General features: G+C 43.5%; 20 protein-coding genes and 2 tRNA genes. 4 read left to right on the top strand and 18 right to left on the bottom strand.

What is annotated here, in order from left to right:
• Positions 1–102 precede the first annotated feature (102 nt).
• The 5 genes from ABD920_RS04770 to ABD920_RS04750 form a co-directional block, all read right to left on the bottom strand.
• Positions 103–657, bottom strand: a complete 555-nt coding sequence (locus ABD920_RS04770; protein ID WP_345157168.1) for a 1-acyl-sn-glycerol-3-phosphate acyltransferase — start codon at positions 655–657, stop codon at positions 103–105.
• Between the two features lie 99 nt (positions 658–756).
• Complete coding sequence (locus ABD920_RS04765) at positions 757–1,383, bottom strand: hypothetical protein (RefSeq protein WP_345157166.1); 627 nt, start codon at positions 1,381–1,383, stop codon at positions 757–759.
• A gap of 110 nt (positions 1,384–1,493) precedes the next feature.
• Complete coding sequence (locus ABD920_RS04760) at positions 1,494–2,258, bottom strand: patatin-like phospholipase family protein (protein ID WP_345157165.1); 765 nt, start codon at positions 2,256–2,258, stop codon at positions 1,494–1,496.
• A gap of 1 nt (position 2,259) precedes the next feature.
• On the bottom strand, positions 2,260–3,102 hold the full coding sequence (locus ABD920_RS04755) for an MBL fold metallo-hydrolase (protein WP_345157163.1): 843 nt from the start codon (positions 3,100–3,102) through the stop codon (positions 2,260–2,262).
• Between the two features lie 236 nt (positions 3,103–3,338).
• The gene (locus ABD920_RS04750) at positions 3,339–4,289 is read right to left on the bottom strand and encodes an acetyl-CoA carboxylase carboxyltransferase subunit alpha (protein ID WP_345157162.1); all 951 of its coding nucleotides are present in this window, start codon (positions 4,287–4,289) and stop codon (positions 3,339–3,341) included.
• 223 nt (positions 4,290–4,512) lie between these two features.
• Between ABD920_RS04750 and ABD920_RS04745 the strand changes: the two genes are divergently transcribed.
• The 4 genes from ABD920_RS04745 to ABD920_RS04730 all read left to right on the top strand — a co-directional run bounded on the left by ABD920_RS04745 (position 4,513) and on the right by ABD920_RS04730 (position 8,392).
• Positions 4,513–4,586: transfer RNA gene (locus ABD920_RS04745), tRNA-Asp, on the top strand.
• A 59-nt stretch (positions 4,587–4,645) separates the two neighbouring features.
• Positions 4,646–4,719: transfer RNA gene (locus ABD920_RS04740), tRNA-Asp, on the top strand.
• A gap of 617 nt (positions 4,720–5,336) precedes the next feature.
• Positions 5,337–5,771, top strand: a complete 435-nt coding sequence (locus ABD920_RS04735; protein ID WP_345157160.1) for a hypothetical protein — start codon at positions 5,337–5,339, stop codon at positions 5,769–5,771.
• An 11-nt stretch (positions 5,772–5,782) separates the two neighbouring features.
• A complete protein-coding gene (locus tag ABD920_RS04730) occupies positions 5,783–8,392 on the top strand; it encodes an RCC1 domain-containing protein (protein WP_345157158.1) in 2,610 nt (869 codons plus the stop codon).
• Positions 8,393–8,525: 133 nt separating this feature from the next.
• On the opposite strand, the gene ABD920_RS04725 is transcribed toward ABD920_RS04730, so the two are convergent.
• From ABD920_RS04725 to ABD920_RS04665, 13 genes are all read right to left on the bottom strand, one after another.
• Positions 8,526–9,848, bottom strand: coding sequence for a nucleotide sugar dehydrogenase (locus ABD920_RS04725; RefSeq protein ID WP_345157156.1), 1,323 nt, complete (start codon positions 9,846–9,848; stop codon positions 8,526–8,528).
• A 72-nt stretch (positions 9,849–9,920) separates the two neighbouring features.
• On the bottom strand, positions 9,921–10,664 hold the full coding sequence (locus tag ABD920_RS04720; protein ID WP_345157154.1) for a glycosyltransferase family 2 protein: 744 nt from the start codon (positions 10,662–10,664) through the stop codon (positions 9,921–9,923).
• Positions 10,665–10,710: 46 nt separating this feature from the next.
• Positions 10,711–11,277 carry a WcaF family extracellular polysaccharide biosynthesis acetyltransferase gene (locus tag ABD920_RS04715; protein ID WP_345157153.1) on the bottom strand — a complete coding sequence of 189 codons (567 nt, stop codon included), beginning with the start codon at positions 11,275–11,277 and terminating at the stop codon, positions 10,711–10,713.
• A complete protein-coding gene (locus ABD920_RS04710; RefSeq protein WP_345157151.1) occupies positions 11,274–12,404 on the bottom strand; it encodes a glycosyltransferase family 4 protein in 1,131 nt (376 codons plus the stop codon). Before ABD920_RS04710 ends, ABD920_RS04715 begins: the two co-directional genes overlap by 4 nt.
• A gap of 17 nt (positions 12,405–12,421) precedes the next feature.
• Positions 12,422–13,423, bottom strand: coding sequence for a glycosyltransferase family 4 protein (locus ABD920_RS04705; protein ID WP_345157149.1), 1,002 nt, complete (start codon positions 13,421–13,423; stop codon positions 12,422–12,424).
• Positions 13,424–13,465: 42 nt separating this feature from the next.
• Positions 13,466–14,842 carry a hypothetical protein gene (locus ABD920_RS04700; RefSeq protein ID WP_345157148.1) on the bottom strand — a complete coding sequence of 459 codons (1,377 nt, stop codon included), beginning with the start codon at positions 14,840–14,842 and terminating at the stop codon, positions 13,466–13,468.
• A 26-nt stretch (positions 14,843–14,868) separates the two neighbouring features.
• Complete coding sequence (locus ABD920_RS04695) at positions 14,869–16,035, bottom strand: glycosyltransferase family 4 protein (RefSeq protein ID WP_345157147.1); 1,167 nt, start codon at positions 16,033–16,035, stop codon at positions 14,869–14,871.
• Complete coding sequence (locus ABD920_RS04690; RefSeq protein WP_345157146.1) at positions 16,032–17,273, bottom strand: glycosyltransferase family protein; 1,242 nt, start codon at positions 17,271–17,273, stop codon at positions 16,032–16,034. Before ABD920_RS04690 ends, ABD920_RS04695 begins: the two co-directional genes overlap by 4 nt.
• Before the next feature lie 11 nt (positions 17,274–17,284).
• The gene (locus ABD920_RS04685; protein ID WP_345157144.1) at positions 17,285–18,502 is read right to left on the bottom strand and encodes a glycosyltransferase family protein; all 1,218 of its coding nucleotides are present in this window, start codon (positions 18,500–18,502) and stop codon (positions 17,285–17,287) included.
• Positions 18,503–18,518: 16 nt separating this feature from the next.
• Positions 18,519–19,463 (bottom strand): glycosyltransferase family 2 protein, encoded by a 945-nt coding sequence (locus ABD920_RS04680; protein ID WP_345157143.1) that lies wholly within the window; start codon positions 19,461–19,463, stop codon positions 18,519–18,521.
• A gap of 11 nt (positions 19,464–19,474) precedes the next feature.
• Positions 19,475–20,581 carry a DegT/DnrJ/EryC1/StrS family aminotransferase gene (locus ABD920_RS04675; RefSeq protein WP_345157141.1) on the bottom strand — a complete coding sequence of 369 codons (1,107 nt, stop codon included), beginning with the start codon at positions 20,579–20,581 and terminating at the stop codon, positions 19,475–19,477.
• A 6-nt stretch (positions 20,582–20,587) separates the two neighbouring features.
• Positions 20,588–21,052: an acyltransferase gene (locus tag ABD920_RS04670; protein WP_345157139.1), complete on the bottom strand. Its 465-nt coding sequence runs from the start codon at positions 21,050–21,052 to the stop codon at positions 20,588–20,590.
• Complete coding sequence (locus tag ABD920_RS04665) at positions 21,045–22,058, bottom strand: Gfo/Idh/MocA family protein (protein ID WP_345157137.1); 1,014 nt, start codon at positions 22,056–22,058, stop codon at positions 21,045–21,047. The genes ABD920_RS04670 and ABD920_RS04665 overlap by 8 nt, the downstream gene beginning before the upstream one ends.
• Between the last annotated feature and the right edge of the window lie 62 nt (positions 22,059–22,120).

Here is a 22,120-nt window from a genome sequence, read left to right as displayed (position 1 = left end):
CTGTAGTTGACGATGCCTATATATAAAAGCGGCTGCATTTTATAATGCAGCCGCTTTTATATATAAATTTCCTTAATTTTTCAGATATGTATATCATTTCCGCTATCGTACCCCCTGCTCCGGGAACTTGCCTGTTTTGGTGCGGTAGAAGGCCATGATTTTTTCCATATCAGCGTCAATGTCTCCGGAAGGATATATGGTTGGGCCGATGCCTGCTTCTTTTTTGGCATAGTCAAGATACCCGAGCACGATGGGCACCCCGGCTCCCATGGCCACATGATAAAACCCCCTGCGCCATCGCGGCTGATACTTTCGTGTCCCCTCCGGTGTCACCATCACGCACAGATCCCCAGGCGTCTCTTTAATGATCCTGACCATGGCATCCACCATCTTCGTGTTCCTCGAACGATCCACGGGCAGCGCCCCCATCTCTTTCAAAAGGGCTCCCACCACAGGGTAATCCAGGAACTCTTTTTTGATCGTAACCCGTATGGGAGCGTCCATTAGATAAAAAGCGGCCCGGGCATATATAAAGTCCCAGTTACTGGTGTGCGGCGCCGCGATCATCACACAGCGCCTGTTCTCAGTGGTTAAGTTACCGACGAGCTTCCAACCGGAGATTTTAAAAATGGCTTTTGAGAGAAATTTTGCAAACATGTAGCTTAGGCCTAACAGCTGTAGAGCCTAATGCAGGATATATACATGAGGCTCTACAGCAGCGAATGAAGCCGCATAAATACGCACAATTATTATCTTTTACAAGGCTTCTTTAATCACGTGCGCCCTTCTGCGGAGGATGTAGGCCTGTATACCAAAGCCCACCATGGGGCCTAAGGTGGTGTTAGATTTGCCGCCCCTCCACTCTTTAAAATAGCGAAAGCTGAGGGTAGGCTCTAAGGAGATTCTCTGGTTGATAAAATACGCATAACCTACGCCAAGGCCTCCCTCAAAAAGATTGGACTTATCTCCAGTGGAGAAATTGAGGAGCCCCCCCTGAACGGACAGTTCGCCGAAAATGCCATTGTCGAGGTAGTAGCGGGCAAAAGGACCTGCCAGCATCATGGTGCGCCTGAATTTTTCGGCCTCCCCTTCAGTGTTAATGCTGAAGCTTTCATGTTCCAGGCTAATGATTAGGCCCAAGGCGAAGTCGTGCTGCAGGAAATAAGCGCTTTTACCGTGCAGGTTAGCGAGAATGTTCGTCCCTTCTTCGCGGCCTACCGGCAAATCCAGTTCTTTTGTCGTGCTGTAGGCCGAGGCGTTCAGGTTGCCTCCGAGCAGAATAGAACCTTGCTTTACTTTAGCGGGAATAAGATAGCTTTGGTTTTCCTGTGCTGACGCAAAGACGGAAAATAGAAAAAAAGCACTCAGGAATAGTGTACGCATGTGTATAAGGGTCATGGTTAGGTTTAGTGGCTTAGACCCTATTTACGGTTATATTAGAAAAAAGTAATGCATTATTATAAATTAATATTGCTTAAATCATAAAAGTACAATTACTGGTTGATCAGGTGGTGGATATGGCGTTGCATGTGCATGGCATATTTATATCCTACCTGGAAGATCTCGTCTGCTTTCCGGAAGTTCGTAAGCCGGTAATAGCGGAGATCCTGCGGCTCCAGGAAGAGGTCACACAATTGCAGGCGTAGCTTGATGTTGTTGTTGATGGCCAGCAGCACAGTGCGCTCCACCATCCCGCGCAGGCTCGTAACATGTGCCTGGTGGTTAATCGGATTGACGTGCACCCCAATTTTCACATCGCAGTTGTTGTGCAGCGGCTCCACAGGCAGGTTATTGAGCAATCCACCGTCATTCAGCAGTTTTCCGTTAAACTCCACCGGCTTATATAAGATGGGCACGGCAGAGGTCGCTAAAAGCGGTTTGATGAGCTCACCAGTCGAAAAGTACATGTTCACCCCCTCATTCATCTCCGTGGCACTTACCACCACAGGGACTTTCAGATCTTCAAAGCAAGCATGCTCGCCCAGGTGCTTTATATAGAGTTTCTCCACTTCCTCCAGGTGCATAAGGCCTGTTTTACCGAAAGCAGGCCGCATCACCTTAAATATGCTCAGTTCCTTGATCATCTTCAGGATCTCGTCGGGTGTATAGCCATAGGCATACAGCACGCCCGCAATAGCACCTGAACTCACACCCGAGATGATGCTGATCTTGATCCCCATTTCGTCAAAGGCCTTTAACACGCCTAAGTGCGCAATTCCCCGGGCACCTCCACCCGACAACGCCATGCCTACCCGCATCTTAGAGGTCAGCTAATTTAAAGGTATCTGCTAGCCTGACTCCTTTTTCGGTTTGTGTAACGGTGCAGCACTCGTTATGGGGGTCGTGTTCCAGGAACAGCACATAGTCCTCAGCCGCAGCTTTTGCCATGAATGCTGCTTTCTCGTCCAGTGTCAGCAGTGGGCGGGTGTCGTAGCCCATCACATAAGGCAGGGGGATATGGCCCGTTGAAGGAAGCAGGTCAGCCATATAGGCTAGCTTTCTGCCTTTATAGGATAAGATTGGAATCATCATTTTATCCGTATGGCCATTTGCATAGAAAATTTCGAACTGCGGGAATGGAGAAGGCTTGGCGGGATCAATATACTGAAGGTGGCCGCTTTCCTGCATCGGCAGGATATTTTCTCTGAGAAAGGAGGCTTTTTCGCGGGCATTGGGTTTGGTCGCCCATTCCCAGTGGTCCGCATTGGACCAGTAAGTAGCGTTGGGGAATACCAGCTCCGGAGTCTGAGTGTTGTATTTATACCGTACACCGCCGCCACAGTGGTCGAAGTGCAGGTGTGTCAGGAACATATCGGTAATATCTTCCGGCGCAAAGCCAGCGGCATTCAACGAACTGAGCAAGGAAGCATCGCCATGCAAGTAGTAGTGGCTGAAAAATTTCGCGTCCTGCTTGTCGCCAAGCCCATTGTCAATCAGGATCAGCCGGTCACCATCTTCTATCAATAAACAGCGCATGGCCCACGTACACAGGTTGTTCTCGTCAGCAGGGTTCGTGCGTTGCCAGAGGGTCTTCGGCACCACGCCAAACATGGCGCCCCCATCCAGTTTAAAGAACCCTGTGTCAATCACGTGTAGCTTCATGGGCAGGAATGTTTATTGCTTGTTGTTAATTGTTGATTGTTTAATTTCTATATACTAAAACCTAGTAGCAAATACTTAGCCTTGCAGTAGTAAGGGCCTTGTTTTTTAAATATGATATTCTCAGAATGCGTGAAAATTTAAAGATTAATTACCGAAATAGTTTAACACCCTTCAATGAAAAGAATCAACCTCTTAACTATCAAACTATTCACCGATTAACAATCAACAACAATTAATTACCCTTCCAGCACTACCCCCATCTGGGAGAACTTCTCAATCCGTTGCATAATACGCTCCTCAGCGTCCAGCGGCTCGAGCTCATCCAGCAGCTTAATTATTTCTTTCTTCAGGGTACGCATCATTTTCTCCGTGTCGAGGTGCGCTCCTCCAAGCGGTTCTTTGATGATACCGTCGATCAGCTTGTTCTGGAGCATGTCCTTTGCCGTCAGCTTCAGAGCCTCGGCAGCCTGCTCTTTATAATTCCAGCTTCGCCACAAGATAGACGAACACGATTCCGGGGATATAACCGAGTACCAGGTGTTCTCCAGCATCATTACACGGTCGCCGATGGCAATACCCAGGGCACCACCGGAGGCCCCCTCTCCTATGATAATGCAGATCACCGGCACCTTCAGCATAAACATCTCCTTCAGGTTGCGGGCAATCGCCTCGCCCTGCCCACGCTCCTCTGCCTCCAAGCCGGGGAAGGCCCCTGGCGTATCGATCAGTGTCACGATCGGTCGGTTAAACTTCTCTGCCATTTTCATCAGGCGGAGCGCTTTGCGGTATCCTTCCGGGTTAGCCATCCCGAAGTTGCGCATCTGGCGCTGTTTGGTATTGCGCCCCTTCTGCTGGCCGATAAACATGATGCTACGGCCGTCAACTTCCGCAAAACCACCGATCATGGCTTTGTCATCGCTTACGGTCCGGTCGCCGTGCAGTTCCACGAACTTGTCTGTGATGCCGTTGATATAGTCCAGGGTATAGGGCCGCTCCGGGTGGCGCGAGAGTTGCACGCGCTGCCAGCGGGTCAGGTTGGCATAGGTCTCCTTCTTCAGGTTTTTTATTTTCTCCTCCAGGGCCTTCACTGCCTCCGACACGTCTACCTGGCTTTCCGCGGCCAGCGTCTTCATCTCCTTCAGTTTGCCCTCCAGGGCTGCAATGGGCTGTTCGAAATCTAAAAGCATAGGTTCCTCCTTGTTTAGGATACAAATTTAACAGTTTCCGTGTAGGATGGTGAACAAGATTTGGTTTTCTGTGGCAGTCTAACTTTTTTATATTGTAAATGAACAATTTAGGCAGCGTGTACTAAAATATAGCGGCAAAAAGAGCCTTGCATCTTGCACAATCGAAAATAAGGCTATACATTTGCATCACTCTAACGAACAGCGGTAGAGAATAAAAAAAAACGGTCTGGTAGTTCAGTTGGTTAGAATGCCGCCCTGTCACGGCGGAGGTCGCGAGTTCGAGTCTCGTCCAGACCGCATGTTAAACTGCGGAAAGCACAACGAAGAGCAAGTTGCTCTGATTTAGTAAATTTATTGGTCTGGTAGTTCAGTTGGTTAGAATGCCGCCCTGTCACGGCGGAGGTCGCGAGTTCGAGTCTCGTCCAGACCGCAAAAGCCTGAGGAGAAATCTTCAGGCTTTTTTAATTTTGCAGTTCCTCATCCTGAAACAGAAGATGGTCCAGTGGTTATTGACCCAGCTATTTATTATCTCTGTTAACATATAACATTCTCTTTGACTATATAAAAACAAAGATTCACACTTAAATCTCCTCCCCTTAATAAATATATTCCATATTTCATTTAGAAGTTAAAGTTTTGATTAGAATAATTCATTTTTTTAATCAATATTTACTTATACATATAAATCATATAAATATGCTCATAATTATAATTAGTGGGTGAGAGCACAAATCGTTTCTTTTAGACATATAGTAGTTACGCAGAGGCTCTGAAAACTGCAAAAGAAACCACTTTCATGCTTTACAAGTGGTATAAAGTAACTACTTAATTATTTATTTCACTATTTTATATAAATATACCATAAAATAACCAAAAATTACATCGTGTAATAGTGCTCTTTTAGGCCCTCAATATGCTTCTGCGTAACTCCTAACATAGTTCAATTTACATAAAGCTAATACTTTAAGCTCCCACTGCACTATCAGACTTGAAATAGTGAGTTAAATATGCCTTTTGTGTCATTCCTCACGTCAAATCTCAAATATTATGAAATCGAAAAATTGGCTAATTCATCCATCAAAGATTAAGTATCTTCTTGTCGCTTTTGGAGCGTTTTATATTGTATTCGCTTCAGCCTTGCCTTTAAAGGCGCAAATTTCAACTGAGTCTGAATGGACTTTGGTTCAGGAAAAGGAAGGAGTAATATTTTACTATCGCCTGGATAATTGTAGTGAGCAAAAGACATTATTCCTCCGAATCGTAAATAAAAGTGACACTACAGTAGCTGGCAATTGGGTCCTTAATATCACCAATGGCCAGGAAAGCACACAGTTCCTTGGCTCTATTATGCCACTTCATGTAGATGAAGAAGTTATAGCAACTTGTGCTAATCCAGAATCCAACCTTCTTTTCCCTGTTTCTATCAATGACCCTTCCACTTTCAACGTCACGATTGATGCCACAATAGATATTTTACAGTAAAATAAACTTCTATGAAAAAGATTTCTACTATTGCAGGTATATCTAACAGAACGTTAGAAAGAAGTGAGGCATTTCAAACTAAGCAAAGAAGAGAATTACCTCATATCATTCTTTTGCTGTTTGCGCAGTTATTCCTTTTAGCAGGTGCTACAACTAATGTGAATGCACAAACATTAGGAACAGGTGGGGCCCATCATTGCTCTACGGCCAGTGCGGGAGGCAAAATTTATACGTGGGGAGCAAATTATGACGGACAGTTAGGTAATAACAGCTATACCCGTGCCACGACGCTACAGGATATATCAGCTTATATCGGTACAAAAATTATTAGCTTGGCGAATGGCAATAGCCATACGTTAGCTCTTGACTCTGATGGAAGAGTCTGGGCTTGGGGCAATGGTGAATACGGCCAATTAGGAAATAGTGCTTCCACTGATGAGACTAAACCAGTAATGGTCAGGGGAGCATTAGAAGGAATAAAAGTTGAAAAAATTGCCGCCGGGGCTTACCACTCGATGGCCTTAGACGAGGAAGGTAATGTGTACACCTGGGGTTATGGGAGAGATGGGCAGCTTGGCGATGGAGTTGCCTACACAGTTACTCCTTATGGGTTGAAACTACCTGTAAAAGTTCTTACCGGAATGAAGGCAATAGCAGGAGGTGCCAGGCATTCTCTTGCCTTAAGCAGAGAGGGGAAAGTTTTCGCATGGGGTTATGGAAGAGAAGGGCAAATTGGAAACAGCACCGGGCGATATACCAACAGACCAGGTTTGGTGAATGGCTTATCAGAGGTGATAGACATTGCAGCAGGATCTAACCATTCACTTGCCATAGCTGGAGCGGCACGAGAAGTGTATGCATGGGGATATGGATTTCACGGACAGTTGGGTAATGGAAGTTATAGCAATTCAGCTGTACCAGCAACCGTACAATCACTTTCAGGAATCAAGGCTATTGCAGGCGGTGCCTGGCATTCACTTGCCATCGGTCCTAACGGCGAAGTTTTCTCCTGGGGGCATGGAGCAGTAGGTCAGTTGGGCACTAATTCATACGAGGCTAAACAAAACACTCCTTCACTTATAAATTTTCAGGGTATTGACAGGGCGATCTCTATTGCAGGGGGAACGTGGCATTCGCTTGCCATCGGATCCGATTACCAGGTATATGCGTGGGGAGATGGCTATCACGGAACACTAGGCTCCAATTATGGTCCCTTCGGTAAGCGGTATTCCTCTATACCGGTTAAGGTATCAACAACAAATTTAGGCGCACCTACTGCCTCTCTGAGTGGTGGCGGCACGGTCTGTGTAGGCTCCAGCAAAACCTTGAGTGTTGCACTTACAGGAAAGTCTCCCTGGACAATTAGTTATAAATCAAATGATGAAACCACATACACCACTATAGAAAATATTATAACCAATCGCGATGGAGTATATACTTTTGAAGTAACACCAATGAAGACCAGCAGCTATGAACTCACAAATGTTATCGATGGTAACGGTGTTAGTGGTACCTTCTCGGGGACCGCGACAGTACATGTAGCTTTGCCTTCAGTTAATTTCAGAGTTGCAGGAGAGTTCACAGTAGATGTAAATAGTACAAAGAAAACGTATAGCCTTCTTGTTGAAAATTCTGAAGAGGAAACTTTTGCTTTTTCTGACTATACATGGGCAATATCTGGGGGGTCTATTAATTTACTAGCAAATGGACAGGTAGAAATTACTTGGCCTTCTTCTCCAAATGTCTACGCTATTACTGTCACCTATAACAATGGTGCCTGTGATAGTCAATCATTTATTCAGTATGTATCTGTTTATGATCCTAATGGAAGTGTTACAGGTGGTGGTTGGATAAATTCGCCCCAGAACACCATTGAAACAGATTACAAATTTATGAAAGAGCCAGGCAGAGCGAGTTTCGGATTTGTTGCTTTAAATAAGAAAGGGGGCGAGACTATTGGGAATACAGAATTTAATTTTAGGGCTGGAGAAATGAATTTTAAAAGCAGCTCCTATAACCAGGAAATGAAACTTGTTATTACAGAGGCAGGCAAAATTATGTATAAGGGGTGGGGAACAATCAATGGAAATGGCAATTATGAATTCACACTTACTGCTTACGATGAGCAATACAAAATAAAAGAAAATACAGCAATAGACAGACTGCGCATGCAGATCTGGGATCTTGATGATGAAAGAAAAAAAGTATATGACAACATGCTATCAGGAGATGAGTTTGCAGATCCGATTTTAATGACTGCCATTGGCGACGGGGCAATCATGATTCATAAAAAATTATCTCAAAGTGGCAGAACAGCAATGTCTTTTTTTCCTGATGCTGACAATGAATCGCCTATATCGTCTGAGAGCTTTTATAACTATCCAAACAATTTTTCAGCAAAAACAACCATTACCTTCTCCTTAGTTAAAGAGCAAGTTTTTCTACTTGAGATATATGACTTAAAAGGTTCACTAATAAAAAAAATCAGTTCAGGAACAGCGAAAGCTAATATGAAATATCAATTTGAGTTAACCGCAGGAGAGCTGGCAGATGGCATCTATTTAGCACGTTTGGTAACAGAATCTGGCGTAAAGAATTTAAAGATGTTGCTCAAAAAATAATGCGACCTCTTGATGCAAGTTTTGAGACTCAATTAACATCAACTTAAGCTCTAAAACAAAAGGACGTACTATATTAGTACGTCCTTTTGTTTTAGAGCTTATTTTCGTATGACCTTTTACTCGTTCACCTACCTTATAGCCGTGCGTCCACGAGGCTTCTATCCAGGCATGCCTTTGTATCGAAAATAACAGCATTGTTGCGCTTGTACTTCTGATAATCGAAGTTCAGGAACTCGTTGTGCGCCACGGCCACGACGATGGCATCATACACCACATGCTCATCCAGCTTGTTCTGAATCTGCATCCCATACTCATGTTGTACTTCTGCTGCGTCAGCCCAAGGGTCATATATGTCCACCTGCAGGCCAAACTGCAACAGCTCATGATAAATGTCCACCACCCGTGTGTTACGTACATCCGGGCAATTCTCCTTAAAGGTAAAGCCCATGATCAAGGCTTTGGAGCCCTTGATCTTATGATCCTTGTTAATCATAAGCTTCACAACTTTATCGGCCACAAACTGCCCCATGTTGTCGTTTACCCGACGGCCTGACAGGATAACCTCGGGGTGATACCCCAGCGACTCCGCCTTGTGAGCCAGGTAATAAGGGTCTACGCCGATGCAGTGGCCTCCCACTAGGCCGGGTTTGTATTTCAGGAAGTTCCATTTTGTGCCTGCCGCCTCGATGACATCATTCGTGTCGATGCCAATTTTATCAAATATCAGCGCCAGTTCATTCACAAATGAAATATTCACGTCGCGCTGTGCATTTTCAATGGCCTTGGATGCCTCCGCCACTTTGATGCTGGGCGCTTTGTGCGTGCCCGCGTCGATGATGGACCGGTACAGATCATCAACCCTGGAAGCGATAGCCGGTGTAGAGCCACTGGTTACCTTTTTGATCTTGGTGAGGGTATTAATTTTGTCACCCGGGTTGATACGCTCCGGGGAGTAGCCCGCGAAGAAATCTTTGTTGAACTGAAGTCCTGATACCTGCTCCAGCACAGGAACACAGTCCTCTTCGGTGCAGCCGGGGTAAACGGTAGATTCATATATCACCAGATCCCCTGATTTCAGAATGCTCCCCAGCATCTCAGACGCCTTGATCAGCGGGCGTAGGTCCGGGGCCTTAAACTGGTCAATCGGAGTAGGTACTGTAACGATAAAGGTATTATAGGCACTGAGGTCTTCTACGCTGTAGGAAAAATGCAGGCCAATGCCTTGTTTGTTGCCTTCTGTTTTAAGGCCGAGCACGTGCTGCAGATCCTCCATGTTAGCCTCCTGGGTGCGGTCTTTGGCGTCGCTGAGTTCATGTACCCGCTCCCGGTTGATGTCGAAGCCCAGTACGTCATATTTTTTACCGAACTCAATGGCCAAAGGTAGACCAACGTAGCCCAACCCAATGATGGCAATCTTAGCGTTTTCAACCGTGGTACTCTTTCCGTTGTTGTTCATTTTCTAAAGACTTTTCCAGTCTGAATATAGTATATAGTTTTGGAAACTAACGTTTATTATGTGGCTTTGATTTTAAAGGAACTGCACCAGCTTACGCATAGGTTTTAAATAGCGGGTGTAAAAGAGGGGCCTCAGATCATTTATTTGCCAGGCTCTATGGTCTTCTTGGTTCGCCTTCCACCTGTTGCCCAGGGTTACATTACTTTTGCCACCCACCCGCATTCTCACAAGCACCTCAGGCACATAACAAGTGCTGACCCCATGTTTATACAGATAGCGCAGCATCAGCTCATAATCGGCAGCACTTTTAAACTTCGTGTTGTAAAGCCCCAACCGCTCATAAACATCCCGCTTAACGTAAAAGGTAGGATGCGGTGGCATCCAGCCATACAAAAAACTTTTCCGCTTGTAATTCCCGGATTTCCAATTGCGGACCACCCTTTCCGTACTTTCCCGATCCACATACACTAAATCGGCATAAATACTTTCTGTACTATTCATCCTGAAAGCTTCTGCTACTGCTGCAAGGGCACCTTTTGAATTGAAAATATCATCGGAATGCAGTAACCCAACCACATCACCTGTCGCGAGTTTGATTCCCTTATTGATTGCATCGTACAAGCCACCGTCTTGCTCCGATATGAATTTTGAGATTTTGCTGCCATAGCTTTTTACAATCTCCACTGTACCATCGGTTGACTGTCCGTCAATGACAATGTATTCGATATCAGCATACGTTTGCGCCAGCACAGAATCAATAGCATCTGCTATGGTTTCCCGGTTATTGTAGACAATGGTAACGACTGATATTTTCACAAAAGAATAAGAGATGACTGAGCTGTAAAAGTAAGAAGAAAATCATTCAGATAATGATTCTTTTGCGCTTCACTACAGCCGGATTTCCCTGGTAAATCATATAGGGTTCCATATCTGAAGTGGCCACGGAACCTGCCGCCAAAACGCTGTGTGAACCGCAGGTAATATTCGGGCAGACAATAGCCTTTGCTCCTATCCAGGCACCCTCCTCTACTATTATTTTCCCAATCTGTAAATCAAATGTGTTGGTTTTGTAATTATGGCTTCCCGTCAGCAGCATGGCTCCTTGCGAAATGGAGACATTGTCTTTAATCTGTACCGTCGTCAGGTTATCGATCCAAACCTCCTCCCCTATCCACACATGGTTCCCAACTTGCAGAAGCCACGGGTACTTAATATTGACGGACGGTTTTATCATCACTCCCTTCCCCACTTTAGCTCCGAACAGGCGCAACAGCTGCACTTTAATGGCACTAACTGGATTAAAAGGGTTGATGAAGAACAGTGCATTAACAAAAAACCAGAGCGTGCGCTTCACTGCACCGGCGCCAGGATAGTACCAGTCGTTGTTGTAAGCAGATAAATTTACTTTGTATGAAGGCTTTTGTATCATGAAAACAAAGCGCGATTAGCAGCAACGATTGAGGTGTCTGCTACATAATGCGCTGCGAAACTACGAACAGATGCTGACATCTCATCATATTCTTCTTGTTTTAAAGCTAAGAGAACTGTGATGGCCTCTTTGAAGCGTGTTGGTTCCGCTAAAGGTAAATCATAGCCAACATGCTTCTCCTGAAGATCAAGCCATGGCGTTTTATCACTAATCAGGACTGGGAGCCCTGCTGATAAACTTTCCAGGATGATGTGTCCAAAATTCTCACCGCGAGTAGGAAGAAACAATACATGATGCTCTTGCAAAGCAGCCGGTACATGCTTGCTGTCCAAGCTACCTTCGTAAATTACACTTATGTTAGAGGGAAGAGACGTAATGATAGCTTCACATACTTCCCAATACTTTGCGTCATATACCGGGCCAAAGATGGTGAACTCAATCTGTCCTTCATAAACATAATTTGACAGCACCTCGAGCGCGTATTTAGTGTTTTTCTCAGGAGAAACCCGCGCTACGCTCACCAATTTTAATTTGCCTTGTTCTTTTTTTATTGTAGGAAAAGGAGTGTTAGTATTCAAGATTTTAGGCAAGTTAGAGGCGACGCTAACTTGAATTTTATCACCCAAAATGGCACGAATATGCTCCACTTCCGTCAGATTGGAAGCGTGAAAAGTAACTTTGTTATATAGACCAACTGCCTTGGCTACAAGGAAGAATAGCTTCTTTTTGTCATTCTTTACATTTACTGCACTTGGGGCAAACATGCCTCTGGCAGCCACTATCACTTTCATTTTACTGCTCCTGGCTATTAGCAGTGTGTAAATGGAAAAGAAGCGGGAAAAGATGCCATTGATATAAATGACATCCGCTTGCACCCCTCGCAAAACCTTCTTAACGTTTTGGAAATTGAGGTTGTCTGCGGAAAAATAATATACCTGCACTCCTGGTTCTATCTGGTGCCAAGTATTTGCTGTAATGCCAGGATATTGTTCTGTAGAAACATAATCCGTATTGCGGGTAATGATATAAAACTCAAACTCTCCTTTTAAATGTGCCACCAGGTTTGCACATGATTGTATAGGCCCACCTGCTTTAAAACCTGGAACAAACCAATCTATACTGATCAAAACCTTTCGAAGTGGCTTCACTTATTTTCCTCTATTACTTTGTGATATAAATCCTCATACATAGCGGCAACAGTTTGAGGCTTAAAACGCTGCACATTTGCAAGCCCTTTTGCTATAAGGTCATCCCTGAAGGAATCGTTTTCTACTAACGTAGTGATAGCTTCCCTGATTTGTGAAGAACTATAGGGATCAACTAAAATAGCCCCATCTCCTGCCACTTCAGGCATAGCCGTAATATTACTAGTAATTACGGGTCTTCCTAAGGCATTTGCCTCAATGATAGGCATTCCGAATCCTTCATAGAAAGACACAAAAGTAATAATATCTGCCCTGTAATACAGTTGGAGCACCTCAATATATTCTAATGAGAAGCAATTTTCATAATCTATTTGTGCAGCATTTAGCAGTTGAACCTGTGTAACTGACAATTTTCCAATAATCAATAATTGACATGACAGGCCTTTAATAGCCTCAACTACGTTTTCTAAATTTTTATTTGGCTTCGTACCAATTTGCAATAATACCGGTTTCTGCCTGTTGATGTCTTTCTTAGGCTTGAAGTCCTGATCTGATAACTGAACACAGTTAGGGATTACATGCACCTTTTCCGCTGGTATACCAGTTGCAGACAAGAGTTTCAGTTTGCTATAATTTGAAATAACTGTTACATATTTAACTCGCTTAACCGGTAATTTCAGCCATAGAAGATGAAGCAAATGATTTTTAATCCGATTCGCACTTTGTAAGGAATCGATATCATGAATGGTTAATATAGTTTTTTTGCCACTTAGAGCGAGGGCGATGTAATAGATTTCACCGGTTATATGATTCACCATACCTTGTCGGGTAAAAGCATATGTGCAATTTTTCAATACTGCGAAAGGATTGCTGGCAGATTTATAAGGCAGAAATACTTTTTCTGCCTCATACCTTTTGAGATGACTGAGTATAGTGCTGAAAAGCATTTCTATACTGTAGAAAGAAGCTGTTGCTTTTCGAAAAAAGAAACTTATTTTCATTGGCAAGCGGATCAGGAGTCCAATTTTTCATGACCTACTGGATCAGATATTAATTTTCATTATTTTTCTGAAGACATAGAAAACTAAGAACATCACAATAGAGGCCTTAAAAATATAATTTAGAGTGGTAGCAAGATCTGTTTCGGCTTTAATCACTTGCAAATACAAAAAAGGTATCCAAAAAATGTAGGTATGATGATGGATACTTTTAACTAACAAAACCCTGAGGATAAGGCTGAAGGCAATTCCTATCAGGAACATAAACAGGACCCCACCCGTTTTTCCATAATTTCCATAGCCTTCCCCCAATAAACTAATATTCATGCTGGTGCCTTCCTGCAAAACAATTCCTGTGAAACGCTCCATTTTCTCGCGACCGCCAGCCACTATTGCCTTATCTGGTGCTAAGAAACGAGGCAGCAGCGTAGAACTAAAGGCTTGACTAACTGTTTCCCCGTCCGCATAAGGCCTTACATAGGGAACATAGTTCATAACACGGGTAATAATCCACCCCTGGTTAAGCCTGGTAACAGTTAACTCATTTGTTTTAGGATCAAACAGTTTGTCAGGAGACCACAATCGTTCTGTAACCATCCCAAAGAAGATTTCTCCTTTTTCGAAGGCCCCCAAAGAGGTTGCTGCCCAGGCCACATCCCTGTACTGATATTTTACAGATTGCAGGACAAACATCACTACAAAGCCAGCTAACAGTGCCACAACTTTCCTTGTAAGACTTACTTTGTTTTTGATACAGTAAATAAACAAAAAGAAAAAACTCCACAGGAGCAGGTCATGAAACATGGCCTGCACTAAAGCGTCTAATAACAGCGTAGCAAATACAAAATACAGGACAGTGTTATTTCTGGACTCATTTAAGTAAAGGTAAAAGCATCCGATGAACTTTAACTGAGCTAGTAAGTACAGAAAAAAAGACAAAGAAGGAGGTGCAAAGGGTGCTACAAATGATGAGAAAAAACCGAGACCTATTAAGTAATAAGCTCCTCTTGATTTTTGTTTCACTTCATTACTTATCCCACTCAGCACAATTTTGGGTATATGGCCAAGACCGGCAACAGGTAAGGAAAGCCCGAGGTAAAAGAGGACAACACCCGGAATTGCAAAGCTCAAATACTCCTCTTCGGGAACCTGCATCCCATAGAATGGGTGGTTGATACCAGTATAATAGCTTAGTATAGGGCCAATAACCCATTGCAGCGTAGCTATAAACACAATCACGATATGAATGGGTATGCCCTCTCCTAAGCCAAGAAGTAAGCTATTTAATATATAAACAAAAAAAAGTGCGCCCGTGATCGCAAGAAAGGATAAACTTGAAAAAGCTAAGAGGATCGTTCCAACAATAAAGATCGTGGAGAACTGAAAAAATATTTTGTTAGGAGCCTGCTCAGCAATATTCATAAATTCCCAAGAGCCATATCTAAGGCCTAAGTATTTCGATGTAAGGCTGTTATAATGACCTCACGGATTTTATTAAAACTCCAGCTTTCAATAAGACGCTTTGAAGCATTTCCCATTTCCGCTAATGCGTCTGCCTGTATGGAAGAGGAACCTTCAAGCTTATCAAGCAAATCATCTATGTTGTCAGCCTCAAAGATAAACCCATTTTTATTGGCTTGCACTAAATCTACAGCGCATCCTACTTTATTACTGGCAATAATGGCAAGTCCACAAGCCATCGCTTCATTAATGCACAATCCCCACGTTTCGCCAGGCCCACTGGAAGGTAACACTAACACGTTCCCTGCCCGATAAACAGACGGCATTCGCGTCTGGTTCTGAAAAGGAAGAAAATGTATGTTAGCAGAACCTGCTGCCTCTTGTTGCATTTCATCTTCTAATGCACCATTTCCCACAAGCAGAAGGCTTACATTACTCTGATTGAGGTTCTTGAAAGCTTTGATCAGGAGAAGCGGGTTCTTTTTCTTTTCGAACTTTCCTGCAAACAGAAACACAACATGGTTCTCCGGTATCCCTAACTTTTTTCGGATTTGCTCACTTCCTTCGTTATTTACTGCATCATCACTAAACCTTTCATTGTCAATGGCATGCGGAGCAAATATAAGGTTCCGCTCTTTCACACCATGTTTGATGAAATACTGTTTATTATTGGTGCCAACATAAAAGGCCTTATCAATGTAGCGGTAGGTCCATTTAAGTACAAGCCTTCTAAGTAGTAACTTAACTCCCTTCTTTTCATCCAGTAAAGTAGAGTCTCCTCTGAAGAACACATTTACTTTATTCTTAAAGTGTTTTAAAACTTTGAAATGGCTGTCGAAACTCCAGCCAAAAACAAGAATATCTGTAGGATTAAAACTTTCGATATCTTGTATCAACGAAGGGTTAATAACCCCTTTGAAATAATAGGAGCCAGGATTTTTTGAGGTATTGTGCACGAATTGATATTCATAGCCATCCAGCAGCGGGATATCCCAGTCTATTTTTTTACCGAAACCTTTATCTATCACTCCCTCAGAAGACTTGCCCAATGTATAAAATACTTTTAGAGACAGATCTTTTTCTGCTGCGAGTAGCTTAAAGACAGGGGCGTTGTATTGGATGGGGTGGGTTGTAATGATGGCGAGTCGCTTCATACTAGTTCATTAAGCTTAAGCACAAGAGCCTTTGCGGAGGCACTTGCGGAGTGCTTGTCAAGTTTACTTAATTCGGGTTTCCACTGAAAATCCCCACTCAATAAAACTTCAAGTTTTGTTGCGATGTCTGCTTTTAGCTCCTGTTCTCCAGCTTGCTCGTAATATTCAATAAGAAAATTGCTGGCATTACATTCCTGCATCATCAATACAGCGCTGCTCTCCTTATGGAAGATTCCAAAAACAGGCTTTTTACTTAACAATGCCTGAAAAGTTTTGGAGGCGGTATAATGTTTTTCGGTGCTACCGATGATCATCACAGCATAGGACGCTGCTAAAAAATTAAGCACGTGCAGGAAGGGGTAGCGTGCTCTTACCTCATGCACGATGGCCTCAATCCCGTACTGTTTCGCATAATCAGCTATTGTAGTACCCGCATAAAAACCAGTACCTAAAAAGAACAGCTGCTTCCTCTTGTCCCAATCCCCTTTCTTCACTTTTAGCTGAATCACCTGGAACAAAAGTTTGATAAAAAAGTGAGAATTAGGTAAAAATGCCCCTGCATACACCAAGGGCTCGCAATCCATCCCCTCCCACGGGAATTTTAAATCATCAATTAAAATCTCGTGATCCTTCGGATCAAAACCGTAAGGCATTCCCACATGAGCGATTGTTGTGTTTTTAAAATTCCTCTCCAGCACAGGCAAATAATAAGCGGTAGAAACTCCGGAAATTAGAGAGGCTTTTTTGACGGCAATTGGTTCCAGCCACTTTGCAACGAACAAGCTCAGCTTTGACCGCCAGTCCTGTCGGTTGCTGATGTCACGAACCCATGGATCAATATAATCGATGCCATAGGGGGTTCCTGTTTTATTGTGGAGGAGCCGGCCCAAAAGTGCGCCGTAAAAAGATGGTATAGGTATCCAGATAAAATCGATCTTAAATTCGTTTAGCAGCTTTATCGCTTTTTTATATAGGAAAGGGAAAGCCCTTAAGCCTATATCCCCGATTATTCTGGGCTTTCCCGCTTTGTATGCTTCTGTATAGAAAACTTCAATATCCGGAGAAGCCGTTTTAGCAATATCCGGATCAGGTTTCTCTTCATAATATTCAGCTGACACTGTAAGCAGAATGGGATGCCACCCATGGTTTTGCAGAAAATTAGCAATCAACCTGGGCCGGTGTACGCCAGCCAGGTTTGAGGGAACCCAATGGGGGTATATAATAAGGATATTTTTCATGGAGCTATTCATTATACCGACTTCCAGGCAGCCAGTAACTTAGAAGATTCATGTTCCCATGCTAGACTTTTCCCTGCTTCAAATCGTTGTTGCTTAGTAGCTAGCACTTCCTCCTTTTGAGCCAGCAACTCCTGTAGGGCAATTTCGAAACCCTCTTCCGATTGAGGGAAGGACACGCCCAGGGATGAATTTTGGTTTATAAAATGCTTCTGGGCGCTCGTATCTGTTGCCATGATATATAAACCAGCCTGTGCATAGGCAAAGATTTTATTAGAAGATGCAATATCCTTGTTTAAATCCCTGTTACTAATTTCCACAGCTAAGCCTGAGTCAAATTTTGCCAATTCAAGATGCAATGCCTGCTGTGTTAAAGGGTTCCTATACTGTATCAAGTCGTCAAACATCTTAAGAAAACCTTCATAAAAAGAGGGCACAAGGTTCCCAATCAACGTCAGCTGCACTTTATCCTTGTATCTGTAGAGTACAGGTACCACTAATTCCAGCCCCCTGCCGGCAGCAATGTTCTGCGAAAACCATACAAAGGAGATCTTATCCGCTACATTTTTTGTCAACGGCCTCTGAAATTCACCAAGCGGAAAAGAGTTGTTCACAAGAAAATGATTATGCTCTTGTACCTCAGGTACGAGTGCTAGGGAGAATTCACCAATCAAAGGACTGGCATAGCTGACATAAAAAGCTTTTGGTAGAATGTTTTTCAGTAATGATTCTCGTCTCTCCACCTCATTTACTGCGTCCACTGCCACAGTCTCGCCAGGATGGTAGTCTTCTATATCAAAGGCAAAGGGAATGTTCGATTTTTTAGCAAAGGCATAAGCAGGATAAAGTGCACCTAAGTTATGACTGACAATCAAGTCAAAGTCTGTATCCAGGTTTTTTAACTTTTGCTCCAGCAAATAGCTTCTTTTATCAGAGGCTTGAGCTCTCATTTTTAAAGAATGAGGCAGTTTATGATTTAGCTTTCGATACATAAGCTGTAACCCTGTTGCAAGAGCCCAATTACGAAAAGCTTTTCGGGTTGCTGTGATAGCGCTGAACTTTACCCCTGTCAAAGAGGTACGTAGTTCTTCTTCTATAGAGGTGGTCCAGTTATCAAAATCGAAGCAAACAACAGTAGGCGCTACCCCACTTGCTACTGCTAAATTTACCTCTTTTAATAAGCGGGGGTTTGTTGTAAGGTTACTTGTAGTGATAAATAAGATTTTTTGCATTATCGAATTTTAATACTCAGGTGCTCCTGCTTAAGAGTCTCTTAATTTTTAGGGCATTTTTCCAGCCTAAAAGAGTAGCTAAAGAACAGAGCACGGCGCCGCCTGGTAACTTCAATTCGGAACCACCTAATTCTATAGTCTTGCTTTCAGCTAAAGCGGCTAAATCCGGATTAGCTATAAAGTTAGAATATGCAAAATCCTGGTATCTGTTAGCTAGTGATAAGTTGACTCGTGGAGAAACCTCTAACTGTAGCATATATTCTTCAATGAGGTATAAAGACTTCAACAAAGATTCCATAGCAGGTCTTGATTTTGTATTAGATATAGACCCTGTGTTACCTGATCTATAATATACTTTAGCTGTATCGCAGAATAAAACTTCATCGGCATGAAGCATAATTCTTGAAAAGAACTCACCATCTTGGTTTCTTTTTAAAGATTCATCCCACAAACCAGCTGTTTCTATTAAACTTCTATGCAATAGCCAGCACCCTGTCATGGACATTTGATTAGCTACTAACCAATCTATGGGCTTTAGATCTTGTCGAATAGCAGCATCAGGGCCCCAATAATAGACTTCATCTTTATTCTTTTGAAAGCGCCCCCACCTGCAGTGTACCAGCTTCTTCTGATAATTTGAAAGTGAAAGTAATTGATTTAGTTGATTTTCAATTTTATTTGGAGCTAAAGGGTCATCAGAATCTAAAAACTGAATAAATTCCCCTTTGGAATGCAAATAACCGAAATTCCTAGCTGCACAAGCCCCTTTCTTTGGATTCGAGAGAACAAGTACACCTTGATCTTTGTAAAAGTTTGCTTTAGTAACTGTATCATCATTAGAGCCATCATCAACGACTATAATTTCAACCGGGCTATGTGTTTGCCCAAGTACAGATTCTAACGTCTGTCCAATGTAAGCAGATGAGTTGTAAGCCGGTATAATTACAGAAACAAGCGTCATGTAATGTGAAGTTATTGATAAAACGTTCTGATTTTTTCGCAGACGTATTTTACCTGTTCTTCAGTCAACTCCGGATAGATTGGCAGAGACAGTATACTGCCCTGATACTGGTCTGAGACCGGAAAATCTTCTGGGGTATGACTAAGGTAACGGTAGGCAGGCATAAACGGGAGCGGTACAGGGTAATGAATGGCCGTGTCAATACCACAATCGTTGAGATATTTCACCAGTTCCTCCCGCTGCTCAGCTCTTACCACAAAGAGGTGGAAAGAGTGCTTAGAATCAGGCCTTATTACAGGCAACGTTAGCTGCTCTACGCCTTGGAGGTTTTCTAAATACCATCCAGCTACCTGGAGACGCTTCTCCGTCCAGTCTAAAATGTTTGGCAACTTCGCTTTCAGAATGGCTGCCTGCAAGCCATCTAACCGGGAGTTTATCCCCTCCATCTGGTGCTGGTGCTTTATCAGGGCACCATGGTTTGCGTACATCCGGCATTTCTCAGCCAATTGGTCGTCGTCTGTCAGTATGCAGCCCGCATCGCCATAAGCCCCAAGGTTCTTGCCCGGGTAAAAACTGAATGTGGAGGCGACGCCGAAGGTACCGGCCCGCTGCCCGTGCAGTTCTGAAAAATGGGATTGGGCGCAATCCTCTATGACATGGAGTCCATGCTTTTGAGCGATGGTATTAATTTTATTAATTTGCGCCATTTGCCCGTACAGGTGCACCGGTACAATCGCTTTCGTCTTAGGCGTAATCTTCTTCTCTATTTGGGCAGGGTCGATGGTGAAGTAGTCTGGCTCAATATCTACAAATACCGGCCTTGCGCCAGCCTGTGATATCGTCTCCGAGGTGGATATCCAGCTGCAGGCCGTGGTAATCACTTCATCCCCCGGACCAATGCCCAACATCTTCAAAACAATATAAATGGCATCGGTACCATTGGCACAACTGATACAGTGCTTTACCCCATAAAGAGTAGCGAAATTCTTTTCGAACTCCTTCACGTGTTTCCCACCAATGAAAGAGGTCTCATTCAGTACATCTGCGATGGCGGTGTCTATGCTGTCTTTGATCGTGAGGTACTGAGCCCTCAGGTCAACAAAAGGTATTCTATTCATTGTTCTTTAAATGTCTCTTAAAAATCTGGCTGGGTTTCCTACATAAACCCCAGGTTTGGAAATATCCTTTGTCACCACGGCCCCGGCCCCGATCACTACACCATCACAGATGCTAACAGGCATGACAGTCGCATTTGAGCCGATAGAAACCCTGTTACCTATACGCGTGGACATCCACTTTGTCTTATCCCCCTGTGCAGGGCCACCAGAAGCAAAAAGGTCATTAATGAACATAACACCATGTCCGATAAAACAGTCTGATCCGATGGAAACAAGTTCACAGATAAAGGAGTGAGATTGTATGCGGCAGTTTGCGCCTATTGTTACATCCTTCTGTATCTCAACAAATGGTCCGACGAACGAGCCACTTCCTATAGAGCAACCATATATATTGACGGGCTGTACTACCTTCACATTTTCACCAAATACAACTTCTTTTATGCCAGCCTGCAGCAGTTTAGGATTATGCATGGTTCTGAGCGGCAGTATAAATCTTGTCAATAATTTCTACAGTCTTCAGGCCCTCAAAACCATTTGTTGCAATCACACCATTGCCCTCAAGCACCTCGATCACGTTCTGGTACACCTTGTCATGGTTAGACATGGACCCGACGTAGTTGCCATAGTTGTTTGGTGGGTTACCTGGCGGGAGGCCTGTTACTTCGTAATCCATTATGTTCTGGTACTCCAGTTCGTTCAGGTATTGCCCGCCAATTTTGACAGTTCCCTTCTCACCGAATATAGTTAAAGAACCTTCCATATTCTTCTGGTAAGAATTAACAGAGTAATTCAACGTACCAATCACGCCATTATAAAACTCCAGAACAGCTGCGCCCTGATCCTCGAACTCTATCAGGTCTTGGTGAATTGCATTTGATACAATGGCGTTGACTTTTTTTACATCTCCCACTATCCAGTAAAGCAAGTCAATGAAGTGGCTGAACTGCGTAAAAAGCGTACCACCGTCTAAATCTTTTGTGCCTTTCCAAGAATTATGGTAATAATCTGCATTTCTATTCCAAAAGCAGTTGAGCTGCACGCTCAGGATTCTACCTAATCGCCCTTCCTCCACCATCTCTTTTACCGCCTTAACAGGAGGGTTGAACCTGTTCTGCTTCACCACAAAAAGGCGCCGATTCGCATTTTCAGCAGCCTTGATCATCTCCCCACAGTCATACACACTAATTGCCATCGGTTTCTCGCACAACACGTGCTTTCCTGCCTTCAGTGAAAGGATGGTATGTTCAGCATGGAGGCCATTGGGGGTACAAATACTTACGATATCACTTGCTCCTTCTTGCAGCATTTTCTCCACAGAAGCATATGCTTTTACCTGGTAGCTATCGGCTAGGCGTTGAGCCTTATCCATATCAACATCACAAACAGCAGCAAGAGTGGCTTGTTTGGCAATATGCTCTGCATGGCGGCTACCGATACGGCCACATCCTAGCAGAGCAAACTTTAGATTCGATTTCATCAGCGATATATAGGGTATTTAATTTGTCCTTTATTGAAAGGCAAATTTAAGGACTTAAAAAT

The organism is Pontibacter saemangeumensis, assembly GCF_039541895.1.
GTDB lineage: Bacteria > Bacteroidota > Bacteroidia > Cytophagales > Hymenobacteraceae > Pontibacter > Pontibacter saemangeumensis.
The sequence above is the reverse complement of the archived record's forward strand: the minus strand, read 5'-3'. Positions and strand labels throughout refer to the sequence as shown.